Annotated in this window: 19 protein-coding genes; 12 read left to right on the top strand and 7 right to left on the bottom strand. The window is 37.9% G+C overall.

Translation table 11 applies throughout. From position 1 onward, the window contains the following. Position 1 precedes the first annotated feature (1 nt). Together EZ449_RS08580 and EZ449_RS08575 are read left to right on the top strand one after the other, a co-directional pair. The gene (locus EZ449_RS08580; RefSeq protein WP_131557699.1) at positions 2–4165 is read left to right on the top strand and encodes an eCIS core domain-containing protein; all 4164 of its coding nucleotides are present in this window, start codon (positions 2–4) and stop codon (positions 4163–4165) included. Next, entirely contained in the window at positions 4165–4932 is a 768-nt protein-coding gene (locus tag EZ449_RS08575) for a leucine-rich repeat domain-containing protein (RefSeq protein ID WP_131557696.1), read from the top strand. Before EZ449_RS08580 ends, EZ449_RS08575 begins: the two co-directional genes overlap by 1 nt. Positions 4933–4945: 13 nt before the next feature. Here EZ449_RS08575 and EZ449_RS08570 read toward each other — a convergent pair whose 3' ends face one another. Both EZ449_RS08570 and EZ449_RS08565 read right to left on the bottom strand, forming a co-directional pair. Further along, a complete protein-coding gene (locus EZ449_RS08570) occupies positions 4946–5929 on the bottom strand; it encodes an SH3 domain-containing protein (protein WP_131557694.1) in 984 nt (327 codons plus the stop codon). A gap of 186 nt (positions 5930–6115) precedes the next feature. Further along, entirely contained in the window at positions 6116–6661 is a 546-nt protein-coding gene (locus EZ449_RS08565) for a hypothetical protein (protein ID WP_131557692.1), read from the bottom strand. Positions 6662–6979: 318 nt separating this feature from the next. On the opposite strand from EZ449_RS08565, the gene EZ449_RS08560 reads away from it, so the two are divergent. The 3 genes from EZ449_RS08560 to EZ449_RS08550 all read left to right on the top strand — a co-directional run bounded on the left by EZ449_RS08560 (position 6980) and on the right by EZ449_RS08550 (position 9955). Beyond that, a complete protein-coding gene (locus tag EZ449_RS08560) occupies positions 6980–8404 on the top strand; it encodes a glycoside hydrolase family 125 protein (RefSeq protein WP_131557690.1) in 1425 nt (474 codons plus the stop codon). A 172-nt stretch (positions 8405–8576) separates the two neighbouring features. Further along, positions 8577–9764 carry a GAF domain-containing sensor histidine kinase gene (locus tag EZ449_RS08555; protein ID WP_225872271.1) on the top strand — a complete coding sequence of 396 codons (1188 nt, stop codon included), beginning with the start codon at positions 8577–8579 and terminating at the stop codon, positions 9762–9764. Then, a complete protein-coding gene (locus EZ449_RS08550) occupies positions 9761–9955 on the top strand; it encodes a hypothetical protein (RefSeq protein ID WP_131557688.1) in 195 nt (64 codons plus the stop codon). Before EZ449_RS08555 ends, EZ449_RS08550 begins: the two co-directional genes overlap by 4 nt. 161 nt (positions 9956–10116) lie before the next feature. On the opposite strand, the gene EZ449_RS08545 is transcribed toward EZ449_RS08550, so the two are convergent. From EZ449_RS08545 to EZ449_RS08535, 3 genes are read right to left on the bottom strand one after another with little or no spacing between them, the layout of a single operon-like run. Then, complete coding sequence (locus EZ449_RS08545; protein ID WP_131557686.1) at positions 10117–10671, bottom strand: hypothetical protein; 555 nt, start codon at positions 10669–10671, stop codon at positions 10117–10119. Positions 10672–10675: 4 nt separating this feature from the next. Next, positions 10676–11896, bottom strand: coding sequence for a DNA cytosine methyltransferase (locus EZ449_RS08540; RefSeq protein ID WP_131557684.1), 1221 nt, complete (start codon positions 11894–11896; stop codon positions 10676–10678). A 59-nt stretch (positions 11897–11955) separates the two neighbouring features. Beyond that, a complete protein-coding gene (locus EZ449_RS08535) occupies positions 11956–14220 on the bottom strand; it encodes a glycoside hydrolase family 95 protein (RefSeq protein ID WP_131557682.1) in 2265 nt (754 codons plus the stop codon). Between the two features lie 163 nt (positions 14221–14383). Between EZ449_RS08535 and EZ449_RS08530 the strand changes: the two genes are divergently transcribed. Genes EZ449_RS08530 through EZ449_RS08520 form a run of 3 tightly spaced genes read left to right on the top strand, consistent with a single transcriptional unit; the run spans position 14384 to position 19803 of the window. Beyond that, positions 14384–16537: a GH92 family glycosyl hydrolase gene (locus EZ449_RS08530; RefSeq protein WP_131557680.1), complete on the top strand. Its 2154-nt coding sequence runs from the start codon at positions 14384–14386 to the stop codon at positions 16535–16537. A 35-nt stretch (positions 16538–16572) separates the two neighbouring features. After that, positions 16573–17973: a sulfatase family protein gene (locus EZ449_RS08525; RefSeq protein ID WP_165499725.1), complete on the top strand. Its 1401-nt coding sequence runs from the start codon at positions 16573–16575 to the stop codon at positions 17971–17973. Positions 17974–17976: 3 nt separating this feature from the next. After that, complete coding sequence (locus tag EZ449_RS08520) at positions 17977–19803, top strand: glycoside hydrolase family 2 protein (protein WP_131557676.1); 1827 nt, start codon at positions 17977–17979, stop codon at positions 19801–19803. A gap of 11 nt (positions 19804–19814) precedes the next feature. Here EZ449_RS08520 and EZ449_RS08515 read toward each other — a convergent pair whose 3' ends face one another. Then, on the bottom strand, positions 19815–20396 hold the full coding sequence (locus EZ449_RS08515) for a Crp/Fnr family transcriptional regulator (protein WP_131557674.1): 582 nt from the start codon (positions 20394–20396) through the stop codon (positions 19815–19817). A gap of 169 nt (positions 20397–20565) precedes the next feature. Between EZ449_RS08515 and EZ449_RS08510 the strand changes: the two genes are divergently transcribed. The 4 genes from EZ449_RS08510 to EZ449_RS08495 all read left to right on the top strand — a co-directional run bounded on the left by EZ449_RS08510 (position 20566) and on the right by EZ449_RS08495 (position 25188). After that, positions 20566–21633 (top strand): SDR family oxidoreductase, encoded by a 1068-nt coding sequence (locus tag EZ449_RS08510; RefSeq protein ID WP_131557672.1) that lies wholly within the window; start codon positions 20566–20568, stop codon positions 21631–21633. 268 nt (positions 21634–21901) lie between these two features. After that, positions 21902–23017: an acyltransferase family protein gene (locus EZ449_RS08505; RefSeq protein WP_131557670.1), complete on the top strand. Its 1116-nt coding sequence runs from the start codon at positions 21902–21904 to the stop codon at positions 23015–23017. A 61-nt stretch (positions 23018–23078) separates the two neighbouring features. Beyond that, positions 23079–24677 carry a GxGYxYP domain-containing protein gene (locus tag EZ449_RS08500; RefSeq protein WP_131557668.1) on the top strand — a complete coding sequence of 533 codons (1599 nt, stop codon included), beginning with the start codon at positions 23079–23081 and terminating at the stop codon, positions 24675–24677. Between the two features lie 259 nt (positions 24678–24936). Next, entirely contained in the window at positions 24937–25188 is a 252-nt protein-coding gene (locus tag EZ449_RS08495) for a hypothetical protein (protein WP_131557666.1), read from the top strand. Positions 25189–25461: 273 nt separating this feature from the next. On the opposite strand, the gene EZ449_RS08490 is transcribed toward EZ449_RS08495, so the two are convergent. Next, positions 25462–25728 (bottom strand): IS66 family transposase (locus EZ449_RS08490; protein WP_131557664.1); only part of this gene is annotated, 267 nt, incomplete at its 5' end.

Raw genomic sequence — 25728 nt, 5'->3', positions numbered from 1 at the left:
TATGGGCGTTGCGCTGGCATATAGCAATTCATCTTTTAAGTCTGTTACGCAAAACAGGCCAAGTGCAAATTGTGTCCAAGCGAAATTAAAAGTGGGTGCAATAAATGATCCACAAGAGCAACAGGCAGATCAAGTTGCTGAGAAAGTAATGAGAATGCCATCAAACGTCGGCTTCGCAATGGGCGGAATTGGCGGTGGTGCAGTTGGAATGAATGTTCAGCGTAAGTGTAGCAATTGTGAAAGCGAAGAAAAAATATCCCGCAAGGAAGAAGAGCTTAAAGAAATAGATCAACCAGAAATATTACAAGCCAAAGCTGGCGCATCTTTCGCCGCTGGCGGAACAGCACCAATTAGCGTCCAATCGGGAATAGCGGCAACAAAGGGTGGCGGAGCTAGTCTTCCAAGTCATGTCAGCTCAGATTTGGGTGGTAAAATGGGCGCCGATTTTTCTGGTGTAAAAATCCACGATAATTCTCATGCTGCTAAAATGACTGCTCATGTAAATGCCAGGGCGTTCACGGTAGGAAATAACATCTATTTTAATCAGGGAGAATATAATCCAAATTCATCCGGTGGGAAATTTTTACTCGCCCATGAGCTAACCCATACTATTCAGCAAGGAGGAACTGTTCAACGCAAAGCTGATGAAAAGGAAAAGGTTTTGCGAAAAGTTAATGATCCCGAGAAAATTAACAGAAAGGATAATAAACGGGAATTACAGCGAAGTACGCAAGAACCAGAAAAGATTAATCGCTGTGCTTGCAGCGAAGAAAAAGTTCAGCGTTGGGATCTTGGCGAATGGTTGGCAGATAGTGCTTGGGAAATTGTAGAGGAAATTGCTCCAGCAGAATTTGTACAGCTTTTAAGAGAAATTAGTAATAAAGGGATTCTCGGTTTCCTACATGATAAGCTCATGGTAAGCCTCAATCGTTTGTTTGATAGATTCCCAGCAGTGGGTAATTTTGTAACCAATCTAATAACGGTATTCTCGATGCTTTACGAGCGGGTTTCGGTTATCATGCAAGCCTTGATAGCTGGAGATTGTGCACCTTTATTAGCTGCTGTAATCGAGCTCAAAAATGTAATTACCACAATTGCTACCGATGCTTGGGCTGGTTTAACAGATTTTGTAAGGCCTATTGGAGATTTCTTTACCGGTTTATGGACTTCTTTTGGAGCGCCTGTAGTGGATTGGCTTGGGCAAACCGCCAGCGATGTTTGGGCATGGATGCAGGGCATTGGCCAAAGTATTTGGGATTGGACTTCTCCAGTTCGCGAATATGGTTCCATGGCTTGGGATTGGGTGAAATCTACATTAGGAATAGGATCGGATAGCGGTGGTGCAGAAAATTCTAATGGAATCATTCAATGGATCACCGGAAAGGCAGAACAAGCCTGGACATCTATTAAAGAAACGGTTAGGCCGGTTATCGAACCTGTACAGCAAATTGCATCGAAAGTGATGGAAATTCTACCACTTAATGCCATTATGAATCTTAGAGATACGGTTTCTAATTTTGCTGTAAGCGTTAACGGAATGGCAACTGCCATGGGCGATGATGGATCGGGAGTAGCAGCGCAAGCCCAGCAAGCATCTTTACGCGATATTATTTTACCAGCGGTTCAATCAAAAATTGTTGAGGTTCAACAAGGAATAAGCAATACAGGCTTATGGGTTGCTGAAAATGTTGGCGGTTTTGTCGCTCAAATTACAGGGTTTTACAACAATGTAGCTTCAAGTTCTATCTTTTCTGCAGCCGCACCAGCAATTGCTTGGATCAACGATACCGCTTTAAGCTTAGGGAACTGGGTGCAAACGGGTGTCATCAGTTTATTCGCGATGGCGAGTGATGGATTGGGTTATTTGGGCAGTTTCATTAACCCAATTCTAAATGCCTTACAAAGGATAGTAGATACGCTTGGCGATTTAGCGGGTCGGGCAGGAGACTTTATTCTTGGGCAGTTCATGCTCATTCCAGAGTGTATTCGAACACCGATAAAAAACTTCTTGATTGAACAAATTCTAAGTAGAATACCATTGTTTAATCAAATTATGGCCATTGGCGATGTTTGGGCAAGAGCACAGCAAATCGTAATGACTATTTTATATCAGGTTTTTGTGGATGGTAATTTGCCAGGCGCCATGTGGACTTTCTTCAGGGAACTGCTGAGTTTGGTTGGCATTCCTCCAGAGTTGGTCGTTTCTATATTAGCAAACGCTTCGCAGGCTGTTGTCGATATTTTAGGTAATCCAGTAGGATTTTTTATCAATCTGCTTAGTGGTTTGCAGCAAGGTTTTACGCAATTCTTTGGAAATATCGGAACACATTTATTATCGGGTGTAGTAAATTGGCTTACGGCAGAAATGCAGGCCATGGGCATTACGCCGCCTACCGATTTTTCATTTGGCTCTATATTTAGCTTTATTCTTCAAATTTTAGGAATTACAATTGATAATATTTTCAATTTATTGGCCACCAGAATTGGGGAGGAAAGGGCTCAGCGTTTACGAGGAATGCTTGATATGGCGACTGGGGCATGGAGCTTTGTTGCCGATGTGGTAGAACGCGGTCCAGCGGCAATTTGGGAGCGCATACAAGAGCAACTCAGTAATCTTTGGGATACGGTAATTGGCAATATAGTAACCTTTATTAACGAAAGAATCATGGCGCAAGCCACTGCTTGGCTCTTGAGCATGCTCGATATTTCGGGAATTATGCCGGTAGTTAACAGCATTTTGGCAGTTTATCGGGCCATACAAAGTTTTACAGAGTACTTCGTTCCCATGCTTAGAATTATTAATCAATATGTAACGATGTTGGCTGACGTGGCCCGAGGGAATATTGCAGGAGCCGCAAACTTTTTAGAGGGAATTTTAGCGAATTCATTACCAATTATGATCGGTTTCTTGGCCAACCAGTTTGGCTTTGGCAGAATTGCTACACGGATGCAGGAAATTTTAGAATCCGTAAAAGCGAGAATTGACAATGGAATCCTTTGGGTTATCGATCAAGCGATAAGAATTGGTGGAGCGGTGATGGATGCGGGGAGGAGTGTAAGGGACGCTGTTTTGGGGTGGCTGGGGTTACGCAAAGGTTTCAATACAGGTGATGGGCAACACCACGAAATTTATTTTACAGGGCAAGAAAATAACAGCCATTTAATTGTTGCAAGTAATAATCCCCAGCCTTTAGAGGTAAAAATAAGAGCCAGAATTAATAGTCTTAGTGGATCGAGAGAGGCTAATGCAGAGAAGATTGCTGCTTGTGAAAGTGCCATTAGCATCAAAAACGAGATGGACTCTTTTATTACCTCCCATGTTGCAAGTGCGCCTGCTGGTTCTGCTGGCACGCAAGATATTCAAACTAATATTGATGGATTTTTGGAACGAATTAAGAACCAGCTTATTACGGGAGGAGTTGATGAGAGCGATATACCTTTATCAAATGTAACTTATCAAATGGAAGGCGGCAAGGCTAAAAAAGTTACAGCACAACCTTTAACTAAATTAGCTGGAAATACACGGGGGCAAGATGTTGCAAGTGGAAGTAGGCCACTAGGTTGGGAAATTGCCAATTATTTAAACTCGAACAGGACTGAAGGAGTTACCACATCTGGCAGGGCAAGTAGGGTAATTGATTGGAGAAGAGTACACTTGCTAAGTGCAATTTTGCATGGCCCATCCGAAAATTGGAACCTAACGCCCACAACCCAATCGGCTAATTCTCGCCTTTCAAACATAGAAAATGAAGTTTCGAGAGACTTGAACAGTAATGTTATTTATGATAAATATGAAGTAGAAATTAGTGATTTCAACCCAACACAAATTGTAGCAAATGATGTTTTTGGAGCGTGGAATACGGCTTATTTTCCAAGCAGAATAACACTTACAAAACAAAAACGGGGCGAGGCTATGGCGGCAACAACATTAATTGGTGAAAATTTACCAGATCCAGATCCTGTAACCTTAGAAACCAGAATTGATTATTTTGATAATAAACGGCAATTAATTGATGAGTATTTTAGAAGAACAATGATAGGGAATAGGGCTAGTTTTAACAATTATAGTCTTGATAGGTTAAATTTATCTAGGATACCGTCAACAGTTAGGGATGATGTTAGAGGCAGGTTAAGAGTTTATTACGAACAAAATATAACACGATAATGGCTTTAGAAATTAAATGGTGGCTTCATTTGGATGATAATTGGAAAAAAATACTATCAATAAATCATTTTTATAATTTTAAGCTTTCGGCAAAAGAACAAAAAAAATGGCTTGTTTGGGGTGTTAATCCTTTTGATAATTTTAGATATAAATTTCATTTCGAATTTGATAGCATTTTAACAACTGATGAGGAAATAACACAACTTCTAAAAATTAAATTGTTTTATGCATCAAATACAGATTTGATTGATATTAAACCATTAGAATATTTCAGCCAATTATCTTTAATAGATATCAGCTTCAATTCAATTGAAGATATATCCATATTGAGGAAATTAAAGAAACTTATTTTTTTTTACGCTGAATCAAATAGTATAAATAACATAGATGTATTGTCAAAACTAAGCTCCTTAATTGAAATTACTCTAAGAGGAAACGAGATTAGTTTTCCAGATTCAATAAGCTGTTTGAAAAATATACAATATTTAGATGTTGCTCAGAATAAGATAAGGAGCCTAGATTTTATAAGTAAACTTTCTAAATTAAAAGAACTCAGAGCGGATGCAAATCTTCTAACGGATGCATCAATGCTTGAAAACTTTAAGGAAATAGAATATATTAACCTAGCTAATAATTACATTACGAAATTAAGTTCCTTATCATCACTTACGCAATTAAAATTTATAGATATTTCTAATAATAAGCTGAGTGGTTCACAGCAAATTATTGATGAATTGATTAAAAAACATGTTGAGGTGATTCAATAAACGTTAATTTAAGTTAGCTCAAAAACTCTTTCTTCACCCACTTATTATCGGCACTGATTTTACACCAGCCATCGCTTTCTTCGATAACAAATACTTCTTGCCCTTGCGTAAACGATCCAATTTTTGGAAAAGTAGAACCTGGACCACTACGAACATTTAATGTTGTGGCGTTTACTGTAGCTCTACTAACTTCTTTTGTATAACTGGCATTTACCCAATGTTGCTGAGAGCCAGAAATTTTATACCAACCACTTTTTTCCTCGAAAACACGGAGTACGGCACCAAGGGTTGCGGCTTCGCGATCGGTTACTTTTTTGCTTTGCGCATTTGCAGCTTCTCTAATATTCAAGCTATCAGTGGTAACACAAACATATTTTAAAATACTCGTATTCGAAGTTGGAGCAACAGAGCCACCTAAGGCTGCAGCTACTAGCGGTATAAAGTTTTGGTTACAATCAGCAACTTTATTTCCGCCAAAGAAATTTGTACCAGGACAAGTTTTATTGTTTTTGGCACCATTGTTTCTGGCTCCTGTTATTAAATCGAACCAATGGTGATATACAATTTTATCGCAATTTACTGCAATACCGAATTTTTTACAAAGCGCTGCCGTCATTTTTATGATGGTATCTTTATGAGCAGCAGTCATTGTATCTTTCCCAGTATCGAAATTGCCTAAGTTTTCTATGCAAATGGCATTGGAATTAAAGCCAACAATACATGCTGGGGTTTTCTCTAAACTTCTTCCTGTTACAATACTGCCATCGGGAAATGTACTAAAGTGCTGACCAATGTCCATCCAACCGTTATTGCTCACATGGTAAGTTTTCATACCTTGTTGCAGATCGAAATGATTGGCGCCTTTAAACTGAATGTAACTTGGGCTCCAAGTGTGGTGTTGTTGAATATACAAAACTGTACGTGCTACCCGTAAATTCGAAACCCAAGTTTCAAATTCATCGATGTTCATTTTGGTAAAACCGAATTTGGTGTTCATAAGAGTTTTTTGGTTAATAATTAGATGGCGTTTGAGAAGAATTGAGCTGTAAAAGAGTGGAATTGCTATCGCCAAATAAAAATAATTAAATCTTTATTAAATGCATAACTTTTTTATAATCAAATTGTTATGAGATATTTGAAATATTGTCTAATCAGAAATACACCAAAAATTAATGGGCTGTGTTTATTTCTTCCAGCGCTGCGTTTCGTTTCTTACGAAGTAAGAAAATAGGCTGTAGACAAATAGATGTAGGAACCAAATCAACGCTTTAATAAACATGCTTTTATCAGCATAATAAACTGTAATTAGATAAGCAGCAATGGTTACGAAAACCAATATAGGCATGCTGTAAAACCAAATCACACGTTTAAGCACACCACTATTTCCATGATAGGCGAGCATATTGTGCCTCACCTGTGGCAGCCATGAATATTCTTGCTCTAATTTAAGTCCCTCTTTAAAATTTGCATCTAAAAGTTTTTGATAAACACTCAAATCCATATTCCAAAGCAGAATTAAGCCCAGTGATGCACCATAACAAATAAAGGCCAAAAATATGTTTTGATCTATTGGTAGAATTTTAGCATTGGTTAACGCAAAACCAATTCCCGCAAAGCTAGCAAGTAACCAGCCTGATGCAATTTTTCGATATTCACTTTGTAAATTATTGAAGTGATTTTCTGATTCTAGCAGTTGCTTATTCAGATCGAGAACTTGTTGCGTTTCCATAAAATAGCGGTTAATATGGAGGATTAGATATTTTTAACTTCACATAAATATAAGGATTTTTAAAATCGTTTTATCAAATCACAAATTATCTGTAAATAATCTATAAAATCGATTTAGAAATATCACAATCAGCTATTTTGATTTTGATGTTCAAAAAATTATCCTAATATTTGTTTCAGTTCTAACCAGATAATGTCTTTAATTTCTAAAATAATCAATACCGGATTATTGCTTATCATACAAGAACAATTACCTTTTGCTCGAAACTAGTTTCAATCAAAATTAAACCTTGAACCAAATCACAATAACACATCAATAATGAAAAGAAGAACATTTATACAAAACACAAGCTTGTTAGGGGCCGGAGTTGTAGCATCGAAATTTTCTTTCGCTGCCAATTTAGTTCCAGAATTTCCTGTGGTAAGAGTAACTGCTGGTAAGCGCCATTTTCAAAGTAAGGCGGTAGATGCGGCGATAAAAACCTTTCAAGCCAATGTTAAAAACCCAGAACTAACATGGCTTTTTGAAAATTGTTTCCCAAATACTTTAGATACAACAGTTTACTACGAAGAGAAAGGCGGTCGCCCAGATACTTATGTAATTACCGGAGATATAGATGCGATGTGGTTGCGTGATAGTTCTGCACAGGTTTGGCCTTATTTACAATTTGTTAATGAAGATGAGCCACTTAAAAAACTAATTGCTGGTGTAATTATTCATCAAACAAAATGTGTGCTAAAAGATCCTTATGCCAATGCATTTTACGGCGACCCGAATAAAGTAGGTGAATGGAAAACTGATAAAACAACAATGCAAGCTGGTGTGCATGAGCGTAAATGGGAAATAGATTCTTTGTGTTATCCAATTCGTTTAGCGTATAATTATTGGAAAAAAACTGGTGATAAAACACCTTTCGATGCCGATTGGAAGAAAGGTATTGAGGCAACTTTAAAAACATTTAAGGAGCAACAACGCAAAGCGGATAAAGGCCCATATCATTTCCAAAGGGAAACTACTCAGCCCACAGATTCGTTGCCAATGGCAGGTTATGGCTTTCCTGTTAATCCGGTTGGCCTAATTTGTTCGGCTTTTCGCCCAAGTGATGATGCAACAATTTTCCCTTTCTTGGTGCCATCTAACTTTTTTGCAGTTTCAAGCTTAAAGCATGCTGCTGAGATGATTAAAGCACTTCAGCCAGATAAAACTTTAGAAAGTAGCCTGTTAAATTTAGCTGATGAAGTTAATGCGGCACTTAAGAAATATGCAATTGTGCATCATCCTAAATACGGAAAAATTTATGCTTTTGAGGTTGATGGTTTTGGAAGCTCTTATATAATGGACGATTCCAATGTGCCAAGTCTCTTGAGTTTACCGTATTTGGGCGCAATGAGCGCTGATGACCCAATATATCAAAACACTAGAAAATTCGCACTTTCAAAAGATAATCCATATTTCTTTAAAGGCACTGCGGCAGAAGGAATAGGTGGGCCACACGCTGGGCAAGATATGATTTGGCCAATGAGCATAACCATGCGGGCATTAACTTCAAAGGATGATGCAGAAATTAAATATTGTATCGATACACTAAAGAAAACCCATGCTGGCAAAGGTTTCATGCACGAATCATTTAACAAGGATAATCCTGCAAACTTTACAAGGGCCTGGTTTGCTTGGTCGAACACGTTGTTTGGTGAGTTACTTTGGAGAACCTATCATGAAAAGCCCGCACTTTTAAAAGCTTAAAAATATAACCAGTTTCTTAACCGAAGCTGGTTTTTTTATGGGTTTTTACAGCGTATTTATACTTTTTTACCTTAAAAATCTTCATGCTGTGTAAAAGCTATGTTAGATGTTTTGATTACTTCACTTTTAACATTAAATATTTGTAAATTGTGCAAACTTATTATTACGAGCTTTGCAATCATTCCAAAAAAATCTTCTTGCAGATATTGATTCGATTAGCCAAATTCCGGCGGTCGCTCATATTTTAGAAATTGTTTGTAAAACAACAGGAATGGGTTTTTCTGCAGTTGCTAGGGTTACAACAGATAAATGGCTTGCCTGTGCGGTACACGATGAAATAAATTTTGGATTAGTGCCCGGCGGAGAATTAAAGTTGGAAACAACCATTTGTAATGAGATTAGGCAGCATCACGAAGCCGTTGCAATTGACCATGTTGCTGAGGATGAAAATTTTGTAAATCATCACACCCCGTTAATGTATGGCTTTCAAAGCTATATCTCCATGCCTATTATCCTAAAGGACGGCACTTTTTTTGGAACACTTTGTGCCATCGATCCAAAACCAGCAAAGGTTAATAACCCAACTACTGTGGGGATGTTTAAAATGTTTGCTGATTTAATTGCTTTTCACTTAGATGCCCTAGAACAGCTTTCCATATCAAATAAAAACTTACAAATAGAAAAAGAAACTTCCGAATTAAGAGAGCAATTTATTGCCATTCTTGGTCACGATTTACGCAATCCACTTAATGCGGTAGCAAATAGTGCACAGTTATTGGCAAGAATTAATTTAGAAGACCGTACTCAAAAGCTTGTTAAAATTATCAAGGATTCATCATTTAGGATGAATGGTTTAATCGAGAATATGCTCGATTTTGCAAGTGGAAGACTAGGAGGTGGAATAGCTATTGCTCGCACACCAGACGAAGATTTAGAGCATGTTTTGTTTCAAGTTGTAGAAGAGATTCAGGCCATTTCACCTGATCGAAAAATCACGATGAATTTTGATATGCTCCATCCAGTAAGTGCCGATGGTAAACGCATAGCACAGCTTTTTTCAAACCTTTTAGGCAACGCCTTGAATTATAGTCCGCCGGGTGCTGTAATAGATATTACGGCAATTAGTAACACCGAAGAATTTACTCTTTGTGTAGCCAATCCTGGTAAACAAATATCAGAGTCTACAATAGAGCGATTATTTCAACCATTTTCTAGGGGAGAAGTAGAGCCTAACCAAAAGGGCTTAGGGCTGGGGCTATATATTTCTTCTGAAATAGCAAAGGCGCATGGTGGATCTTTAGCAGTTTCTTCTACTGCAGAACAAACTTGTTTTACATTATCTCTACCGGTTATTAAATGATAACTGTTAGCGATAATAGCCCAACTTCAAATCTTCTTGAAATTAAAGTCGGAGATGAAATTCAAAGTGATTCTCGCTCGGGAATTGTACAGGAAATCGAGATTCAAGAGCGAGATGATTATATGATGTTTCTGTTTGCCTTAGAAAACAAGCAACAGATTATAGTTCGAAAAATTAGGCAGGTTTGTTAAAAATGCATTTTTGCATAAGCAGGTAATCTACATTTAATATATATAATCATTATTAGGGTTCTCGGGCGTTTTAAGATGCCGCTTCCATTGTTAACGCTAGCAAATTTTAAATTAACATATAACCTTGGTTCCTGTTCCACAAACAATAATTATTGATCAGCTTAAACCAAATCAGAAAAGGGTTTTAAAATTGAAGTTGGAATTGGAGAACCCGCAAATGGATATTTCCCGCCATCAGATCTATTCACCGTCGGCGGATAATTTTTGAGGATAATTTCTGTTTCGATGTAACCCATTGGATACCAGAAATCAACTTCATCTCTGATAAAAAAACCGAAGATTACAATATCGTATTTGCTTAAAAGTTTGAACTGTCCTTCATGGATCAATCTTTTTCCATATAATTCATTGTCAAGAATGCTTTTGTTGAGAATTTTTGAAGCATACTTTCTTGGAATGGTTTCAGTTTTAATATCAGCTTTTAAACCTTTGGCAAGGCAATCAAAATCATCGATGGTATCGTAATTTTCCCTAATATTCTTTTGCCAAGCTAAGCCTAATAAACTGAAACAGGCAAATTCACCTAAAAAACCAAGTTCATCTCGGTCGCTATAAGAAAGGTGAGTAACCTCGAAATGATGTTTGATGTTCGGATTTCTCTTTTGCGATTCTATCTTCGCTCGAGTCCGCATTTCATCGGTAATTGCAACTTTCATTTGGCTAGATATTTATTTCATCTAGCGCTAATATAATATTTTGATTGTTAGTGTGTTTAGTTGCAAGCGCAGTTTTTATTTTGCTGGCAATTTGTTGAAATATCACCGTTGGAACAGCCTCTCCAAGGCAGTGGCGGATATTGAGTTCTTCTTTTGCCAAGATTTTCTTCTTTTCTGTTGTGGAAAGCTTATTCAAATCTTCAAAACTTTGGTCGAGCCAGTTAAAGTTTTCTGGAACCGACATCATCAGCATCAATTCCCTGATACTAAAAACACGGTTATCAACAGGATGAACGGTATTCTGACTAGAAAGAATATCATTTCGAGTGTGAATGCAAGGTGCTACCTTATCCCAATATTGGCGTTTATACTTATCACCGTTTTTATTTACATTGATAACTATTTCTCCATCAATCACTTTGTGGGGAATTCTCTTCGAATCCTTGTTATCAAACGCAGATTCTCCCTCACCAATAGCCGAAATCCAGTCTTGCATTTCCGGACGGTAATTTCTAAAGTTATGGTAGATATCGTTTTCGGCAATCTCACCCATGGTTTTTAGCAAAGGTAAATGACCGATTGTTGTCCTCAATAACTGCTCAGGAGATTTTTCAGGATAGAAATTTTCGGGTTGTTTGTTAAGGTCTTTTCTAACACCAATTACCAAAGATCGCGTTCTGCTTGATGGGCAGCCAAAATCCTTGAAATTCAGTATTTGATAACTGATTTGGTAATCTGCAGCTAGATTCAATTCTATCGCCTCCTTAATTGGTATATCCAATCCATCAACATCAGTGCAAAGTGTTTTCAAGAAAGCACGTACATTTTCGAAGATGAAGAATTTGGGCTTAATCTCTTTTGTTAACCTGATCGATTCGGTTACTAAAGAATTTCGATTGAGTTCATTGCCTTTTTTATGGTTGGCTACCGACATTCCTTGGCAAGGCGGAGTAGCAATCAATACATCGAGATCTTTTCCATTGGCTTCGATGTTCCATTTTGCTAACTCTTCCCTAATTTTAACTTTTGCATTATCAGTGGTAATATCCTCGCTGATGTAACCGGAAGCGAATTTACACTTATCGTTATTTTGCTGAATTTTTAATCGTTTAGAGAGAAGTTCTACGGTAGCAACACAATCAAAACCCTCGGTTTTAAAGCCATAACAACCAATTCCAGCACTGCTGAATAAACTTAAATAGGTTAAATTTTCGCTTTTTATCATTTTAAATCAATCGTGTAAAAGTAATTAAAATGAGCTATTCATTTTAAACATAAAACAGATTATATCGAGGTAAATTGATAGGTTTTTCCAACCTGAGTTTTAAAGCTATAAAGGAAATCTTTTCCCGAAGTTTTTTCATTGATAAGTTTAAAGCTGCCTTTCAAAACGTTTGGTGAGCGAATGATGCAATCTTCACCAGATAAAGATTTGATGCTCAAAGAAATTACTTTACCATTTTTCCATTGGAGATCTGTGATTTCAAAATTTCCCCTTGCTTTTAAGCCTTGTATGCTACCAAATGCCCATTTATCGGGTAAGGCAGGTAAAAACTGTAGTTCTCCAGCTTGGCTTTGCAAAAGCATTTCAGAAATCCCTGCGGTATAACCAAAATTTCCATCAATTTGAAAGGGTGGATGTGCGCAAAATAGGTTTGAATAGATCCCTCCGCCTTTATTATAATCTGTTCCTGAGCCGCCTACCGGTGTAATAAAATTTTGTAATATTTTATAAGTATGGTTTCCATCTTGTAATCTCGCCCAAAAATTCATCTTCCAAGCCATAGACCAACCCGTAGATTCATCGCCACGAGCCATTAAACTTACCTTTGCAGCTTGCGCCAATTCTGGAGTTTTTATGGTGCTAATTTCTCTTCCCGGATGCAAACCAAAAAGATGAGATATGTGCCTGTGTTGGTCTTTTGGATCATCACGATCGGTTTCCCATTCCTGTAATTGTCCCCATTTGCCAATTTTTGGTTTTAAGAGATGTGCTTTCAAATCAGCAATGTGGTTTTTATAGGCAGAATCAATTCCTAAAATTCCTGCGGCTTCAATGTAATTTGTAAATAGATCATAAACAATTTGCTGATCGTGTGTTACGCCATCCTCGGTTGGTCCATGCTCTGGCGACCAACCTAATGGAGAAACCAATGTTCCATCTGGTCTGCGTTTCAAGTGGTCATCCCAAAATTCAGAAATCTCTTTTATAATAGGATAGGCAAAGGTTTTTAGGTAATTCTTATCTTTAGTAAAAGCATAATGCTCCCACAAAGCCTGAGCATACCAAGCGCTTCCAGGGGTATTCCAAAGGAAGCTCATGCCTCCAAAAATATTATTTTCTGTTCTAACTGTCCAGCCGCGAGTATTAGGGTATTCTTTTTGAGTATGCATTTTACTCACTTCTCGCATACTATTGATGTAATCTAAATAAGGAATTTGACATTCAGAAAGATTAGTCGGTTCGGCCAGCCAATAATTCATTTGAATGTTAATGTTGGAGTGATAATCGCTTCCCCAAGGTGGCGTGTTGCTTTCGTTCCAAAGTCCTTGCAAATTTGCAGGCAAGCCACCAGGCCGAGAAGAACTGATTAAAAGATATCTTCCATATTGAAAAATTAAAGACTCCAATTCCGGATCTGCTGTTTTTTTATAATTGATTAATCGTTTGTAAGTTGGCAAAATATTTTCACTGGGCGGCGTTGAGCCAAGATTTATCGTTAGGCGATTAAATAATTTTTGATAATCCTGAATATGATTTTGTAGCAATTGCTTGTAAGATTTGTTGTTGACCTTACTAAAAATGCGCTCAATTTTTGGTTCGGGTTCTTCACCTTTCCAGTTTTGTTCTCGTTTATTGCTGTAGTTAGTAGCTGCAGTAAAAATAATGGTGATGGCGTCAGCATTGGTAATTTTTAGTCGCTCTCCGTCATCATCCTTAACATGATTGCTATTTCCATTCTCAATTTTTACAACAGCTTTTGCCTCGTAGTTCATACCGTTTGGCAGTGTTCCATTAAATTGGATTGTATTTCCATTTACAGTGATCAACCCTCGATGTGCATTTTTAAGCCTGATCGTAGCCGAATAAGCTTTCTTTTCGCTGGCTGTCAATCGCAACACCATCACCTTATCTGGAAAGCTGCAAAAATATTCTCTTTTATAATTGATTTTTCCCTGCGTATAGCTGATGGAATGTAGCGCATCAGCAAGATTTAATTCCCTTCGGTAGTTCGAAAAGTTTTTATCTGCCTGATCAAAATCGATAAATAAATCACCAAAAGCCTGGTACATTCCACGGTCGTTTTCGTCGCCAGTCCAAAGGCTGTTTTCGTTAAATTGAATATGTTCCTGTGCTACTCCTCCAAAAACCATTCCCCCAATTCGGCCATTACCGATAGGGTAGGCTTCTGTCATCCAAGTGGTTGCTGGTTTATCATCCCAAATAATAAGCTTGCTTTTATTCTGAGCGGATAGTGGATTTGAAAAAGATAGGAGTAAGCATGAAAAAACTGCACAGTTGATGATTTGCTTGAGTTTCAAAAGCATTTTCGGTTTTATTTGGTGTACTCAAATATATAATTATTGAATGAGAGTAGCTTGGTTTGGCCATATTGATGAGGTCTTTTTCAGTAACGATTCTGATATTTTGTTTCAACACTTATTTGAATTTATATATTTGAACTACACATACTAAAACGATTTAGAACAAATGAACACCCTAACCAAACATTTTTTTATTGTGCTAACGGTGCTTTTATTCGCATCAAATAGCGTTCAAAGTCAACAGAAAACTTCCTTAACAAAATACGTAAACACTTTTATAGGTACGGCGCCTTTAACCGATCCAAAAATATTGGGTTATGAATTGCCTAATGGTTGGAGATCGTGGGCTGGACTTACTTTTCCGGGCAGTTCTTTGCCAAATGCCATGGTACAATTAAGCCCAATAACGGAGTACGGATCTGGTGCGGGTTACGAATACGAAGATAACGTAATTTTAGGTTTTACGCACACCAATAAAGGCCATTGGAACCTTTGCAATATTCCGATTTTACCTATGTCTAATCCTGCAGAAAAGTTCGGATCAAAATTTTCTCATCAAAAGGAAAGCTCATCACCTGGTTTTTATCAGGTTTATTTAGAAGATTATAAAGTGAATGTTAACCTAACTTCAACTTTGAGGTGTGGTTTCCATCAATACGAATATAAAAACGGAACAGATAGGCAAATTCTATTCGATATGGGCAAGGCGAATAGTCGCGTTTCTACTTGGAATATGGAACAAGTTGGAGACTTTACTATTCAAGGATTTCAGGGCGGAGAAAATGTTTTCTTTTACGCTACTATCAATACCAAAATCGAAAAATTAATTAAAACAGAAGAGGGCAAACGCAGTGGAAATACAATTATTCATTTAGCAAATGGTACAAATAAACCAGTCGAATTAAAAATTGGCTTGTCTTTCGTAAGCGTAGAAAATGCGAAGCAAAATCTAGAAAAGGAAATCGGTAACAAAACATTTAATGAAATTAAAAATGAAGCTACCCAAACTTGGGAAACGCTTTTATCTGCCATTCAAGTAAAAGGAGGCACAAATAAGCAAAAGGAAATGCTTTATTCTTGCCTGTATCGATCATTCTTATGGCCTGCATTACGGAGTGATGTAAATGGAGAATTTAAGGATGCTAAGGGTAAAATTACCAAAGCAGATTTTAGGTATTACACCGAACCATCCCTTTGGGATACTTACCGCAACAAGGATGTTTTATTGGGATTAATTACGCCAGATGTTACAACTGATGTAATAAAATCGATGATTGATGTTGGCGAGAAACGAGGTTTTATGCCTACGTTTTTCCATGGTGATCACGGAACTTCATCGGTTGCTGGCGCTTATTTACGAGGGATTGATAATTTTGATATCAATAGTGCGTATCAAGTATTTTTAAGGAATGCAAATGTAGAGGGCGGCGCTCGTCCTTTCATTAAAGAATATATTGAAAAAGGCTACATTTCTGATCCCGATGTTAAAAATCCTCATGTAGAAACTAAGGCCAAAGCGGGTGTTTCTAAAACCTTGGAATACTCGTACGATGATTATTCACTGGCGCAAATAGCCAAGAAGTTGGGCGATTCTGCGAATTATAAAACGTTGATGGCGAGATCAAAAAACTACAAGAACATGTTCGATCCATCAACCCGTTTTATGAGGGGAAAATTAGAAAATGGCGACTGGATTAAGCCTTTTAATCCGCAATATCCCTATTATGAATACATGTATCGTGAGGCAAATGCTTGGCAAGTTTCATTTTATGCGCCTCATGATATGAAAGGTTTAATCGAATTGTACGGCGGTGCAAAAGGTTTCGAATCGAAACTAGATTCATTATTTACCTTACCTTGGAACCCGAAATACATTGCCAGAAATGTAGAAACGATGATTGGCCAATATTGCCAAGGAAATCAGCCCGATCACGAAGCGCCTTTTGCTTATACCTTTATTGGCAAGCCTGAAAAATCTCAGAAAATTATCGATAAAATCTTGAATGAGCTCTACGGAATAGGAGCAGATGGTTTAGCCCTTTCTGGTATGGACGATGCTGGTGAAATGTCATCATGGTACGTTTTCAGCGCTTTGGGTTTGTATCCTTTTTCGGCAACAGATCCTGAATACATTGTAACTGCACCACTTTTTGATGAAGTGAAATGGAGAACAAGCAACGGGAAAATGTTAACGATATCTAAGCCTGGAAAGGGCAGAGGAATAACTTCCATAAAGGTTGATGGTAAAGTAAATAATGGTTATTTTGTTCCTCACAATTTATTTAAGAACGGTGGAAAAGTTGAAGTAATTACACAATAATGATGATGAAAAATTCCTTTTCTTTAATTGTTTTAATGTTGATTGCTTGCTTGGTAATCAGTGCTTTTCGATACAAGAATCCTGATGCAATTGTTCATCAGGCACAAAAACCGAATATCATTTTCATTATGGGCGATGATCTTTCGATGAACGATATCGGTCCGTTTGGAAGTAAACAAGTGCATACGCCCAATTTAGATAAACTCGCTGCAGAAGGGATGTGCATCGATAATATGTTTAATATGGTGCCGGTTTGTTCACCAACAAGGCAATCTTTGCTTACTGGCCTCGGACCCGTTAGAAACGGCGCTTATCCAAACCATACCATGATTTATGATGGCATAAAAACGTTGCCAGTTTACTTGCAGGCACAAGGATATAATACCGCATTGATTGGAAAACGGCATTACGCACCAATGGAAGCTTATCCATTTGATTTTTTGGGAGGACGAGATCATGATAACGGCAACGGGATCGATGTCGATTTAAGTAGGGCGGAACAATACATTCAGCAATCAAAGGGAAAGCCTTACTTTTTGATGTTTACGAGTAACCAGCCTCACGAGCCTTGGACACGCGGCGATCAAAGCGCTTACGATCCTGAGAAAATTAAGCTGAAGCCAAACATGGTCGATACTAAAATTACACGGAAGCAAATGGCAAAGTATTTTGCAGAAATTACTTACCTCGACAGTTTGGTTGGCGTTTGTTTGGAAATGGTGAAACGAAGTGGGCAAGAAGAAAATACAATCATCCTATTTGCTACCGAACAAGGTAATTCGTTCCCTTTTTCCAAATGGACTTTATATGATCAAGGACTTCGATCTGGCTTTATTGTGAAGTGGCCAGGTAAAGTTAAACCCAATACTAGAAGTGCGGCAATGATGCAGTATTGTGATATTTTGCCAACATTGATAGAAATGGCCGGTGGAAAACCAGAAAAAATGAATACGGGTTCGGTAGATGGTTTAGGTAAAAATGGATTTGATGGAAAGAGCTTTACCAATGTTCTATTTGGTGAAACCAACCACCACAGCGATTTTGTTTATGGCGAACAAACCACCAGAGGAATTATTAAAGGGAGCGACGCTTATGCAATTCGATCAGTTCGAACAGCACAATATCTATATATTCGTAACCTTAATTTTAAGGAGAAATTCTCAAATGTACTCACCAGTTCTAATCTTTTTAAGCAATGGATGGATACAAATCCAGAACGTAGCCAAGGATATGTTATTCGACCGGAAGAGGAATTGTACGATGTGATTAATGATCCCTATAACTTGAATAATATCGCTGCTGATGCTAAATATAGTAATACAAAAAAGCTGCTAAAAAATCAGTTGGCGTTATTTATGAAGCAGCAAGGTGATAAAGGAATTGAAACAGAAATGAAAGCTTTAAGCCGACAACCAAAAAACAAAGAGGAGAATTAATTTATGAGAAATAGAAATTTATTTATCATTTGCTTTACGATTTTGCTACATGGAGTTTTTTCTGGAAATGTATTTGCCCAGATTGCAAAATTGCCTACAAAATGGACAAGCGAAGCAATGTTGGCTGTAAATCCATTTCCAGAATATCCGCGTCCTCAACTTTTGCGCAAGGAGTGGAAGTCGTTAAATGGCAAATGGGACTATATTGGAGGCAAAGACAAAGCTTCCGCACTATATCCCAAAATCCCAACTGATTTTAGCGGAAAATCTGAGCAGATCCTAGTGCCTTACTGTCCCGAGGCGGTTATTTCAGGAATTGAGCGCAAGCAAGAAATTAATATGTGGTACCGTAAGCGTTTCGAAATTCCCCAGAGTTGGAACGGCAAGAACGTACTGATTAATTTTGAGGCAGTTGACTATGACGCAACTGTATTTGTAAATGGAAAAGTTGCAGGATCTCATGCTGGGGGATTTGATGCCTTTTCACTTGATATCACTTCTTTGCTTAAGAGTGGAAGTAATGAACTAATTGTTGCTGCTTTCGATTCAAACGATGGGCGTATGCCATCAGGAAAAAATGGACCTAGAGGTGATTATACCTATAGCTCGGGTATTTGGCAAAGCGTGTGGCTCGAACCCGTTAGTTCAGTCCATATTAAAAATATAAGGCTCTTGCCTGATATCGAGCATAGTAGACTTCAGATAACTGTTGATGCTGGTTCATCCAATTTATCTGCGGTAGCGCTTGATGGCAGCAAGATCGTTTCACAAACTTCAGGAAGCTCTGGGAAAGTTTTTTATCTGCCCATCTCAAACCCAAAGCTATGGTCGCCGGAAGATCCTTTTCTTTATGATTTGAAAATTACACTCAAAGATAATGATGGGAAAATTACAGATGAAATTAACAGCTACTTTGGTATGCGGGAGATTAAATTGGGCAAGGTAGCTGGCATTATTCGTCCATTGCTCAATGGAAAATTTATAATGCAGGTCGGCTTGCTCGACCAAGGCTATTGGCCAGATGGAATTCTCACTGCCCCAACAGAAGCGGCGCTTAAATCTGATGTTGAATTTACTAAAAAAGCAGGCTTCAACCTTATTCGTAAGCACATGAAAACCGAGCCTAAGCGTTTCTATTATTGGGCAGATAAATTGGGAATGCTCTTGTGGCAGGATATGCCCGCAATATGGTATCAAAACGAAGATACCGCAAGGGTACGTCCAGCATTTCGTAAAGAACTTAAAGCAGTTATGGATGAACATTATAATTCCCCTTCCATTATTGCTTGGATACCTTTTAACGAAAACTGGGGCGCTTTCGATGTACCACAAATTACAGACTGGGTAAAAAAATACGATCCTTCCAGATTAGTTAACGGGAACTCAGGATTCAACAACAACCCGGGCTATCAAAAAGCAGCTGGTGACCCAGGGAACGGAGATTTTGTTGACACCCATATTTATATCGGTCCTAATGATGCATCTCAACCCGATGATAAAAGAGCGGCTTCACTCGGTGAGTTTGGAGGTGTTGGGCTTTTCGTGCGAGACCACATGTGGCCTGTAGAGAATAATGCTTATGCTTACGAGCCAACCCAAGCTGCACTAACGGATAAATACGTGCTGCTGATGAGTCAGGTTGAGCAGTTGATGAAATACAAAGGCCTAAGTGTTGCAGTTTACACTCAAACCACTGATGTGGAACATGAGGTTAATGGACTGCTGACTTATGATCGAACGGTGGAAAAAATGGATGTAAAAAGGGTAAAGGAAATTAATCAGGCAGTAATCGCTGAGGGCAAAAAAATAAATGCACTTATACAACGTTAGAATGATTAGCCTTATTTACGAAGAACAAGTTTTTTCTTAATTCTGCTTAATGTTTCGGGAGCAATACCTAAATATGAAGCCACAAGGTTTTGTGGTATTCGCTCTATCATCTGTGGATTTGAACTCACTAACCCTACATATTTTTCTTCAGCGGTATAACTAATCGAACTCATGAGTCTTTTTTCCTTAGTCACCAAACTATTTTGATATAGGATGCGGAAATAACGATCCATTACTGGTACAGCTAAATTAAGCGCTTCATAGTTGGCCAATGAAATCGTTAAAAGTGTAGTGTCTTCAATAGCATCAATGTTAAAAACTGCGGGTTCGCCCGATAAAAAACTATTGAAATCGGAAATCCACCAACCTTCCCAGCCAAAAAGACTCATGTGTTCATCGCCCTTTGCATCAATATTATAGGTGCGGATAAGTCCTGTGGCCACAAAGGCTAAATATTTACACACGTCTCCTTCTTGAAGCAAGTATTGTCTTTTCCTTAATTTCTTTTCGATAAAAAAAGACTTTACCAGCGCTTCGTCTGTTATCGCAAGTGAAACCTTTTCCCGAATATGCTTAAAAAGTATATCAATCATATTTTAATCTTAATCTCAAAGGTAATTCTTTCATCGGTAATCAGGTACTTCCAAAATGCATTGGCGCTTGATCTGAATCAAGTTTATTATATGATACAGATCAATAGCTGGCTAAGCAAACATCTCTAATTTTGTAAGGGATTTTTGAACATCACAAAAAAAATAATATATGAAAAAAGTAGCGTTAGTAGTAGGAGCAAGTGGCATTGCAGGAAGTAATTTGGCCGATAAATTAATATCAAAAGGCTGGGAAACTTACGGACTTGCACGTACCCCAAATACCGAAAATAAAGAACTTAAACCTATAAAAGCCGATCTTTTGGATCTTGAAAGCCTAAGAGTAGCCATCGCTGATATTAGACCTACGCATGTTTACATTACCACTTGGATGCGTAACGAAACCGAAGCCGAAAACATCAGGGTTAATGGATTAATGGTTAAGAATATTCTCACGGCACTGTCTGCTGGGAAATCGGTAGAACATGTGGCGCTTGTTACAGGTTTAAAGCATTACCTCGGCCCATTCGAAGCCTATGCGAAAGCAGGTTTTTTACCTGAAACACCATTAAGGGAAGAGCACCCTAGACTGGATTTAGAAAACTTTTACTACGCACAGGAAGATGAGGTTTATGCAGCAGCAAAACGTGATGGCTTTACTTGGAGTATTCATAGGCCGCATACCGTTATCGGAATGGCTGTTGGTAATGCCATGAATATGGGAACAACACTTGCTGTTTATGCTAGCATTTGTAAGGAAACCAGAGGTAAGTTTACATGGCCAGGTTCTGCTGCACAATGGAATGGCTTATCTGATGTAACAGATGCTGGTATTCTGGCTGAGCACCTAATTTGGGCATCTACAACAGATGCTGCTAAAAATGAGGCATTTAATATTGTGAATGGCGATGTATTTCGGTGGAACAGATTATGGAATCGCTTGGCTAATTACTTCGATATTGAGGTTATAGGTTTTGATGGTGAGGTACATCCATTGGAACTAGAGATGGCAGATGATGCCGAAACTTGGAAGCGAATGGCCGAAAAATACCAACTAAAAGAACAATCGTTAAGTCTTTTGGCAACGGCATGGCATACCGATTTAGATTTGGGAAGACCGATTGAGGTGATGACCGATATGTCGAAGAGTAGAAAATTGGGCTTTACCATTTACCAAGATACTGAAGAGGCTTTTTATAAGCTCTTCAAGAAATTGAAAGCTGCACATTTGATTCCTTAACACCATAAATCTTTTTGATAATTTAGAGCTGATTTCTGATACCGCAGAAATCAGTTTTTTGCAATATTGAGATTTGAACGACGGTAATCTTGTTCTTACCTTCGGTTAGCCTTGCTTCCGGAATTGGTATTAATATCATTTTATCGATTGTAAAGTCGTTAGATTCGTAATATTAAAAAATGCATTTCTTACTTTATTAGCTTAAACAAAAAAATATTCTGATAGCTGAATGTGAGCTATTTTTTGCAAATTGCAATTTTTAAAATGCATGATAATTGACCAAAATAAAGAGTTGGCCACCAAGCCACATTACCCTATTTTAGATGGACTACGTGGTGTCGCAGCCATAATCGTTGTTACTTTTCACCTTACCGAACCTCTAGGCACCGGACATTTGGATATTTTGGTTAATCACGGTTATTTGGCAGTAGATTTTTTCTTTTTATTATCAGGGTTTGTAATGGGCTATGCCTACGATGATAGGTGGAATAAAATGACAGTCGGCAATTTCTTTAAGCGCCGTATTGTACGTCTTCAACCAATGGTAATTTTGGGAATGACGCTTGGCGCTATTGGGTTTTATTATACCGATTCTACAATATGGCCACTTATTCATACTATTCCCATTTGGAAGATGCTGCTGGTGATGCTAATTGGTTACACTATTTTACCCGTACCATTATCGCTTGATATACGTGGCTGGGAAGAAATGCACCCACTGAATAGCGTGGGATGGTCATTGTTTTTTGAATACATTGCCAATATTCTTTATGCGGTCTGGATCAGGAAATTTTCAAAAACTGCCTTGTGTATCTTAGTAGGCATCGCGGCCATAGCACTCGCACACTTGGCTATCACTAACGGCGATGTAAGTGGTGGCTGGACATTAAATGTAGAACAGGTACGTATTGGGCTTACCCGAACTATGTTCCCTTTCTTTGCTGGCTTGTTACTTTCACGAATTGCAAAACCTACCCGAATTAAAAACGCTTTCTTATTGTGTAGCCTATTAATTGCTATGGTGCTTTATATGCCTCGAATTGGGGGTGCAGCACATCTTTGGATGAACGGGATCTATGAGTCTATTTGCATTATTTTCATTTTTCCGCTTATCGTGTATCTTGGTGCTAGTGGGGTGATTCAAACTCAAAGAGAAAATAAGATATGCAAATTTTTAGGTGATATATCCTATTCTCTTTACCTTGTGCATTACCCGTTAGTCTATTTCTATGTGGCATGGATCAGCAATAATAAAGGCGTAACTATAGTAGAGGCATGGCCTTATGCTTTACTGATTCTAATAGGTGGAATTGCTTTGGCTTACGCCTCATTGAAATGGTATGATGAGCCGGTTCGGAAATGGTTGAGAAAAAAGTTTGCATAGGATTAAATACGATTTTCTACAACTACATAAATTAGTAATAGTTTAACCCTATATTTAGTTAATGATTAAACTGATTAAAATACTAAGAGTTAAAGCGATAGGTTTTCTTTTGATCATTTTATTAGTAATACCATCTATTGCTCAGGTTAAATGGCCAAAAGATCAGCTGCTTCCATCTTTTGCAGCACCCGCAAAAGTTCAGGATTTAATCACGCTTCGTCAAAAATCGTTTTATTCTGCAGCAGAAATGTATTTATTTGCATCTCTTAAAGGTATCGTGAACAAAACAAAACCACGTATTTTTTCTTATGAAGGTGATGCTTTCGGTGAGGGGCCGCATACTTGGCTGCAGTCTTTGGGTTTAAAATGGTCTGAACCGGCAGATAAATGGGATTTGATTACTAAATACCGAAACGAAATTTCGGGTTTGATCGTTTATGATACCGCCCAAACACACACCATAAATCTAGCCACAGTACTTGCAAAAAGTAAAAATGCCTTGATTGTATCGCCACTATTATTATCTAAATTAACTGCTGCACCTTATAATTTGCCCATACTGTTAGATTTAAGAGGGAAATTTAGTAGTAAGCTTGAAGTTTATCAATCACTATATGATGTGTATTGGCCAAATCTTGATCACCGTTTGCTAATCGGGCTAAATCCTAATGCGCATAAAGCAGCTCTCCGTGAATACGCAGCGGCATTGGGTGTAGCGGTAATATGGCTCGACCCAAAAATTACTGGCGAAAGTGAGTTGCTAAACAAATTTTTATCTTCTATGTCTCCAGGTTCGAGCTTTATGGGTTGGTGGCCACAGGAAGGGCCGGGAGTAGAGCGGGCTTCACAGTATGGTATTGCTACCATTGCAAGTGACTGGTGTTCTAACCTCAGCGTTCATAGCGGTACATCTAGAAAAGTAAAAATAAAACCAATTCCGCCAAAACCAGCACTCAAAAATAAGATCTATGTTGCATTCATTTTAAGTGATGGCGACAATTTACAATTTACAGAACACCTGATGCGCAAACTTTGGAATAATCCAGATCGTGGTGCTGTCCCAATGGGATGGACGGTTTCTCCGGCTATGCTTGATGCAATGCCTGGCGCACTAAATTACTATTGGCAATCTTCCACTAATAATGATAATCTGATTTCTGGACCCTCTGGATATGGTTACACTTATCCTAACAAGTGGCCGGATGAAAATTTATTAAAACAGTTCGCTGCTAAAACTGAGGACTATAATAATCGAGCGGGTTTAAGGGTCATCACCATTTGGAATACTATTGTTGGTGGAATCAATCCCAACGTGGGAAAAATTTATGCTACTCAGGCAAAATCGTTACTTGGTGTAACTGCTCAGAACACAGGAGGTGGACTCACTATTTATAATGATAGTTTACCTGGAATGGCGCTTTCCTGTAATTACTGCACAAATGAGCAGGCAATGAAAAATCATATTGCCGCTGCTTCAAAAGGTTGGAATAAAAACTCGCCTCGTTTTATAATTATACAGGCCCAGCCATGGACCAATATTTCGCCAACAAGTTTCAAAAATGTGGCTAATTCACTTAATGAGGATTATTTAATCGTTCGCCCTGATCACCTTTTTCAGCTTATCCGTGAGGAAAAAGGTCTGTCCATTAATCCAAAATAGAGATACGTTTAAATCTATAAAAGGCTTAAGCAAAAAAACTCACATTTCTGTGAGGTTTTCTGTGAACTTGACTGACATTTTCTCGAACCACTTTTTTGTTTTTGTGATTTCACTACTATGGATATTATAAGGGCGTCCTGTCTATCAATTATATATAAATTAAAACCTTTTTTCTTTAACATGTTTTAACACTTTAACGAAAGTGACAGGATTTATCTTTTGTATATTTAAAATAGTATAAAAGACTTAAACTAAAAAAATGAAGCACATACTTTTAATTATCTTGACAACTTTCGCCTTGACAACGTATGGACAAGACAAATACAATTATGTAAGTTTTAACAAGCTGACAGAAGTTGAAGGAACTGGATATGTGATTGCTCGAATTGAAAATTGGGGTAAAACGGAAGGTTTTAAAAATAGATACCTTTTATTTATTGACACAAAAAATGGACAGACAAACCAAGTTGACTTTCCAAACGAAGGGTATTTCAGAAAGTTGAACAAATAAAAATTGACAGCTTAGGAATTAATTCTTTACTTGTTTCAGCACAGACTGTTGACTTAGACGGAAAGAAAGGAATTGACTGGGATGATCCAATTCAAATTATAGTTTTATCAACAGACGGAAAACAAAAAACTCAACTAACTGACAGTAAATTATTTGTAAGCACTTGGGTAGTTAACAAGACAACAGGAATTATAATTATTACCGGCCATTACGACACAAACAATAATGGCAAACACGACAAAACAGTATGCAGCCTATAAAGTACATATTTAATTAACCATTTATATTTTTAAAGTTCTGTGGATACAGGTCTTTAATTTTCTTGTGGTTTATGGACATAATATTTTCCAGCGTGTATTTAAGCCACTTGTAGGGATTAACCTCATGTTTTTTGCAGATCGCAAAGAAAGAATAGATCATTGCTGATCTTTGCGCCGCTTCGTGGCTTCCTGCAAAGAGATAGTTTTTCCTGCCCAGGCTCACCGGTCTTATTGCATTTTCTACCAGGTTGTTGTCGATTTGAAGGCTGCCATCATAAAG

The sequence above is a fragment of the Pedobacter frigidisoli genome (genome assembly GCF_004331675.1).
GTDB classification, from domain to species: domain Bacteria; phylum Bacteroidota; class Bacteroidia; order Sphingobacteriales; family Sphingobacteriaceae; genus Pedobacter; species Pedobacter frigidisoli.
This window is presented reverse-complemented; position numbering and strand designations above follow the sequence as displayed.

Bases quoted from the DNA above. Each gene is read 5' to 3' on its own strand.
- EZ449_RS08520 (WP_131557676.1), top strand. From the start codon at position 17,977: ATGAGAAATAGAAATTTATTTATCATTTGCTTTACGATTTTGCTACAT.
- EZ449_RS08530 (WP_131557680.1), top strand. From the start codon at position 14,384: ATGAACACCCTAACCAAACATTTTTTTATTGTGCTAACGGTGCTTTTA.
- EZ449_RS08570 (WP_131557694.1), bottom strand. From the start codon at position 5,929: ATGAACACCAAATTCGGTTTTACCAAAATGAACATCGATGAATTTGAA.
- EZ449_RS08565 (WP_131557692.1), bottom strand. From the start codon at position 6,661: ATGGAAACGCAACAAGTTCTCGATCTGAATAAGCAACTGCTAGAATCA.
- EZ449_RS08525 (WP_165499725.1), top strand. From the start codon at position 16,573: ATGTTGATTGCTTGCTTGGTAATCAGTGCTTTTCGATACAAGAATCCT.
- EZ449_RS08505 (WP_131557670.1), top strand. From the start codon at position 21,902: ATGATAATTGACCAAAATAAAGAGTTGGCCACCAAGCCACATTACCCT.
- EZ449_RS08550 (WP_131557688.1), top strand. From the start codon at position 9,761: ATGATAACTGTTAGCGATAATAGCCCAACTTCAAATCTTCTTGAAATT.
- EZ449_RS08500 (WP_131557668.1), top strand. From the start codon at position 23,079: ATGATTAAACTGATTAAAATACTAAGAGTTAAAGCGATAGGTTTTCTT.
- EZ449_RS08495 (WP_131557666.1), top strand. From the start codon at position 24,937: ATGAAGCACATACTTTTAATTATCTTGACAACTTTCGCCTTGACAACG.
- EZ449_RS08560 (WP_131557690.1), top strand. From the start codon at position 6,980: ATGAAAAGAAGAACATTTATACAAAACACAAGCTTGTTAGGGGCCGGA.
- EZ449_RS08510 (WP_131557672.1), top strand. From the start codon at position 20,566: ATGAAAAAAGTAGCGTTAGTAGTAGGAGCAAGTGGCATTGCAGGAAGT.
- EZ449_RS08545 (WP_131557686.1), bottom strand. From the start codon at position 10,671: ATGAAAGTTGCAATTACCGATGAAATGCGGACTCGAGCGAAGATAGAA.
- EZ449_RS08515 (WP_131557674.1), bottom strand. From the start codon at position 20,396: ATGATTGATATACTTTTTAAGCATATTCGGGAAAAGGTTTCACTTGCG.
- EZ449_RS08575 (WP_131557696.1), top strand. From the start codon at position 4,165: ATGGCTTTAGAAATTAAATGGTGGCTTCATTTGGATGATAATTGGAAA.
- EZ449_RS08535 (WP_131557682.1), bottom strand. From the start codon at position 14,220: ATGCTTTTGAAACTCAAGCAAATCATCAACTGTGCAGTTTTTTCATGC.
- EZ449_RS08540 (WP_131557684.1), bottom strand. From the start codon at position 11,896: ATGATAAAAAGCGAAAATTTAACCTATTTAAGTTTATTCAGCAGTGCT.
- EZ449_RS08580 (WP_131557699.1), top strand. From the start codon at position 2: ATGGGCGTTGCGCTGGCATATAGCAATTCATCTTTTAAGTCTGTTACG.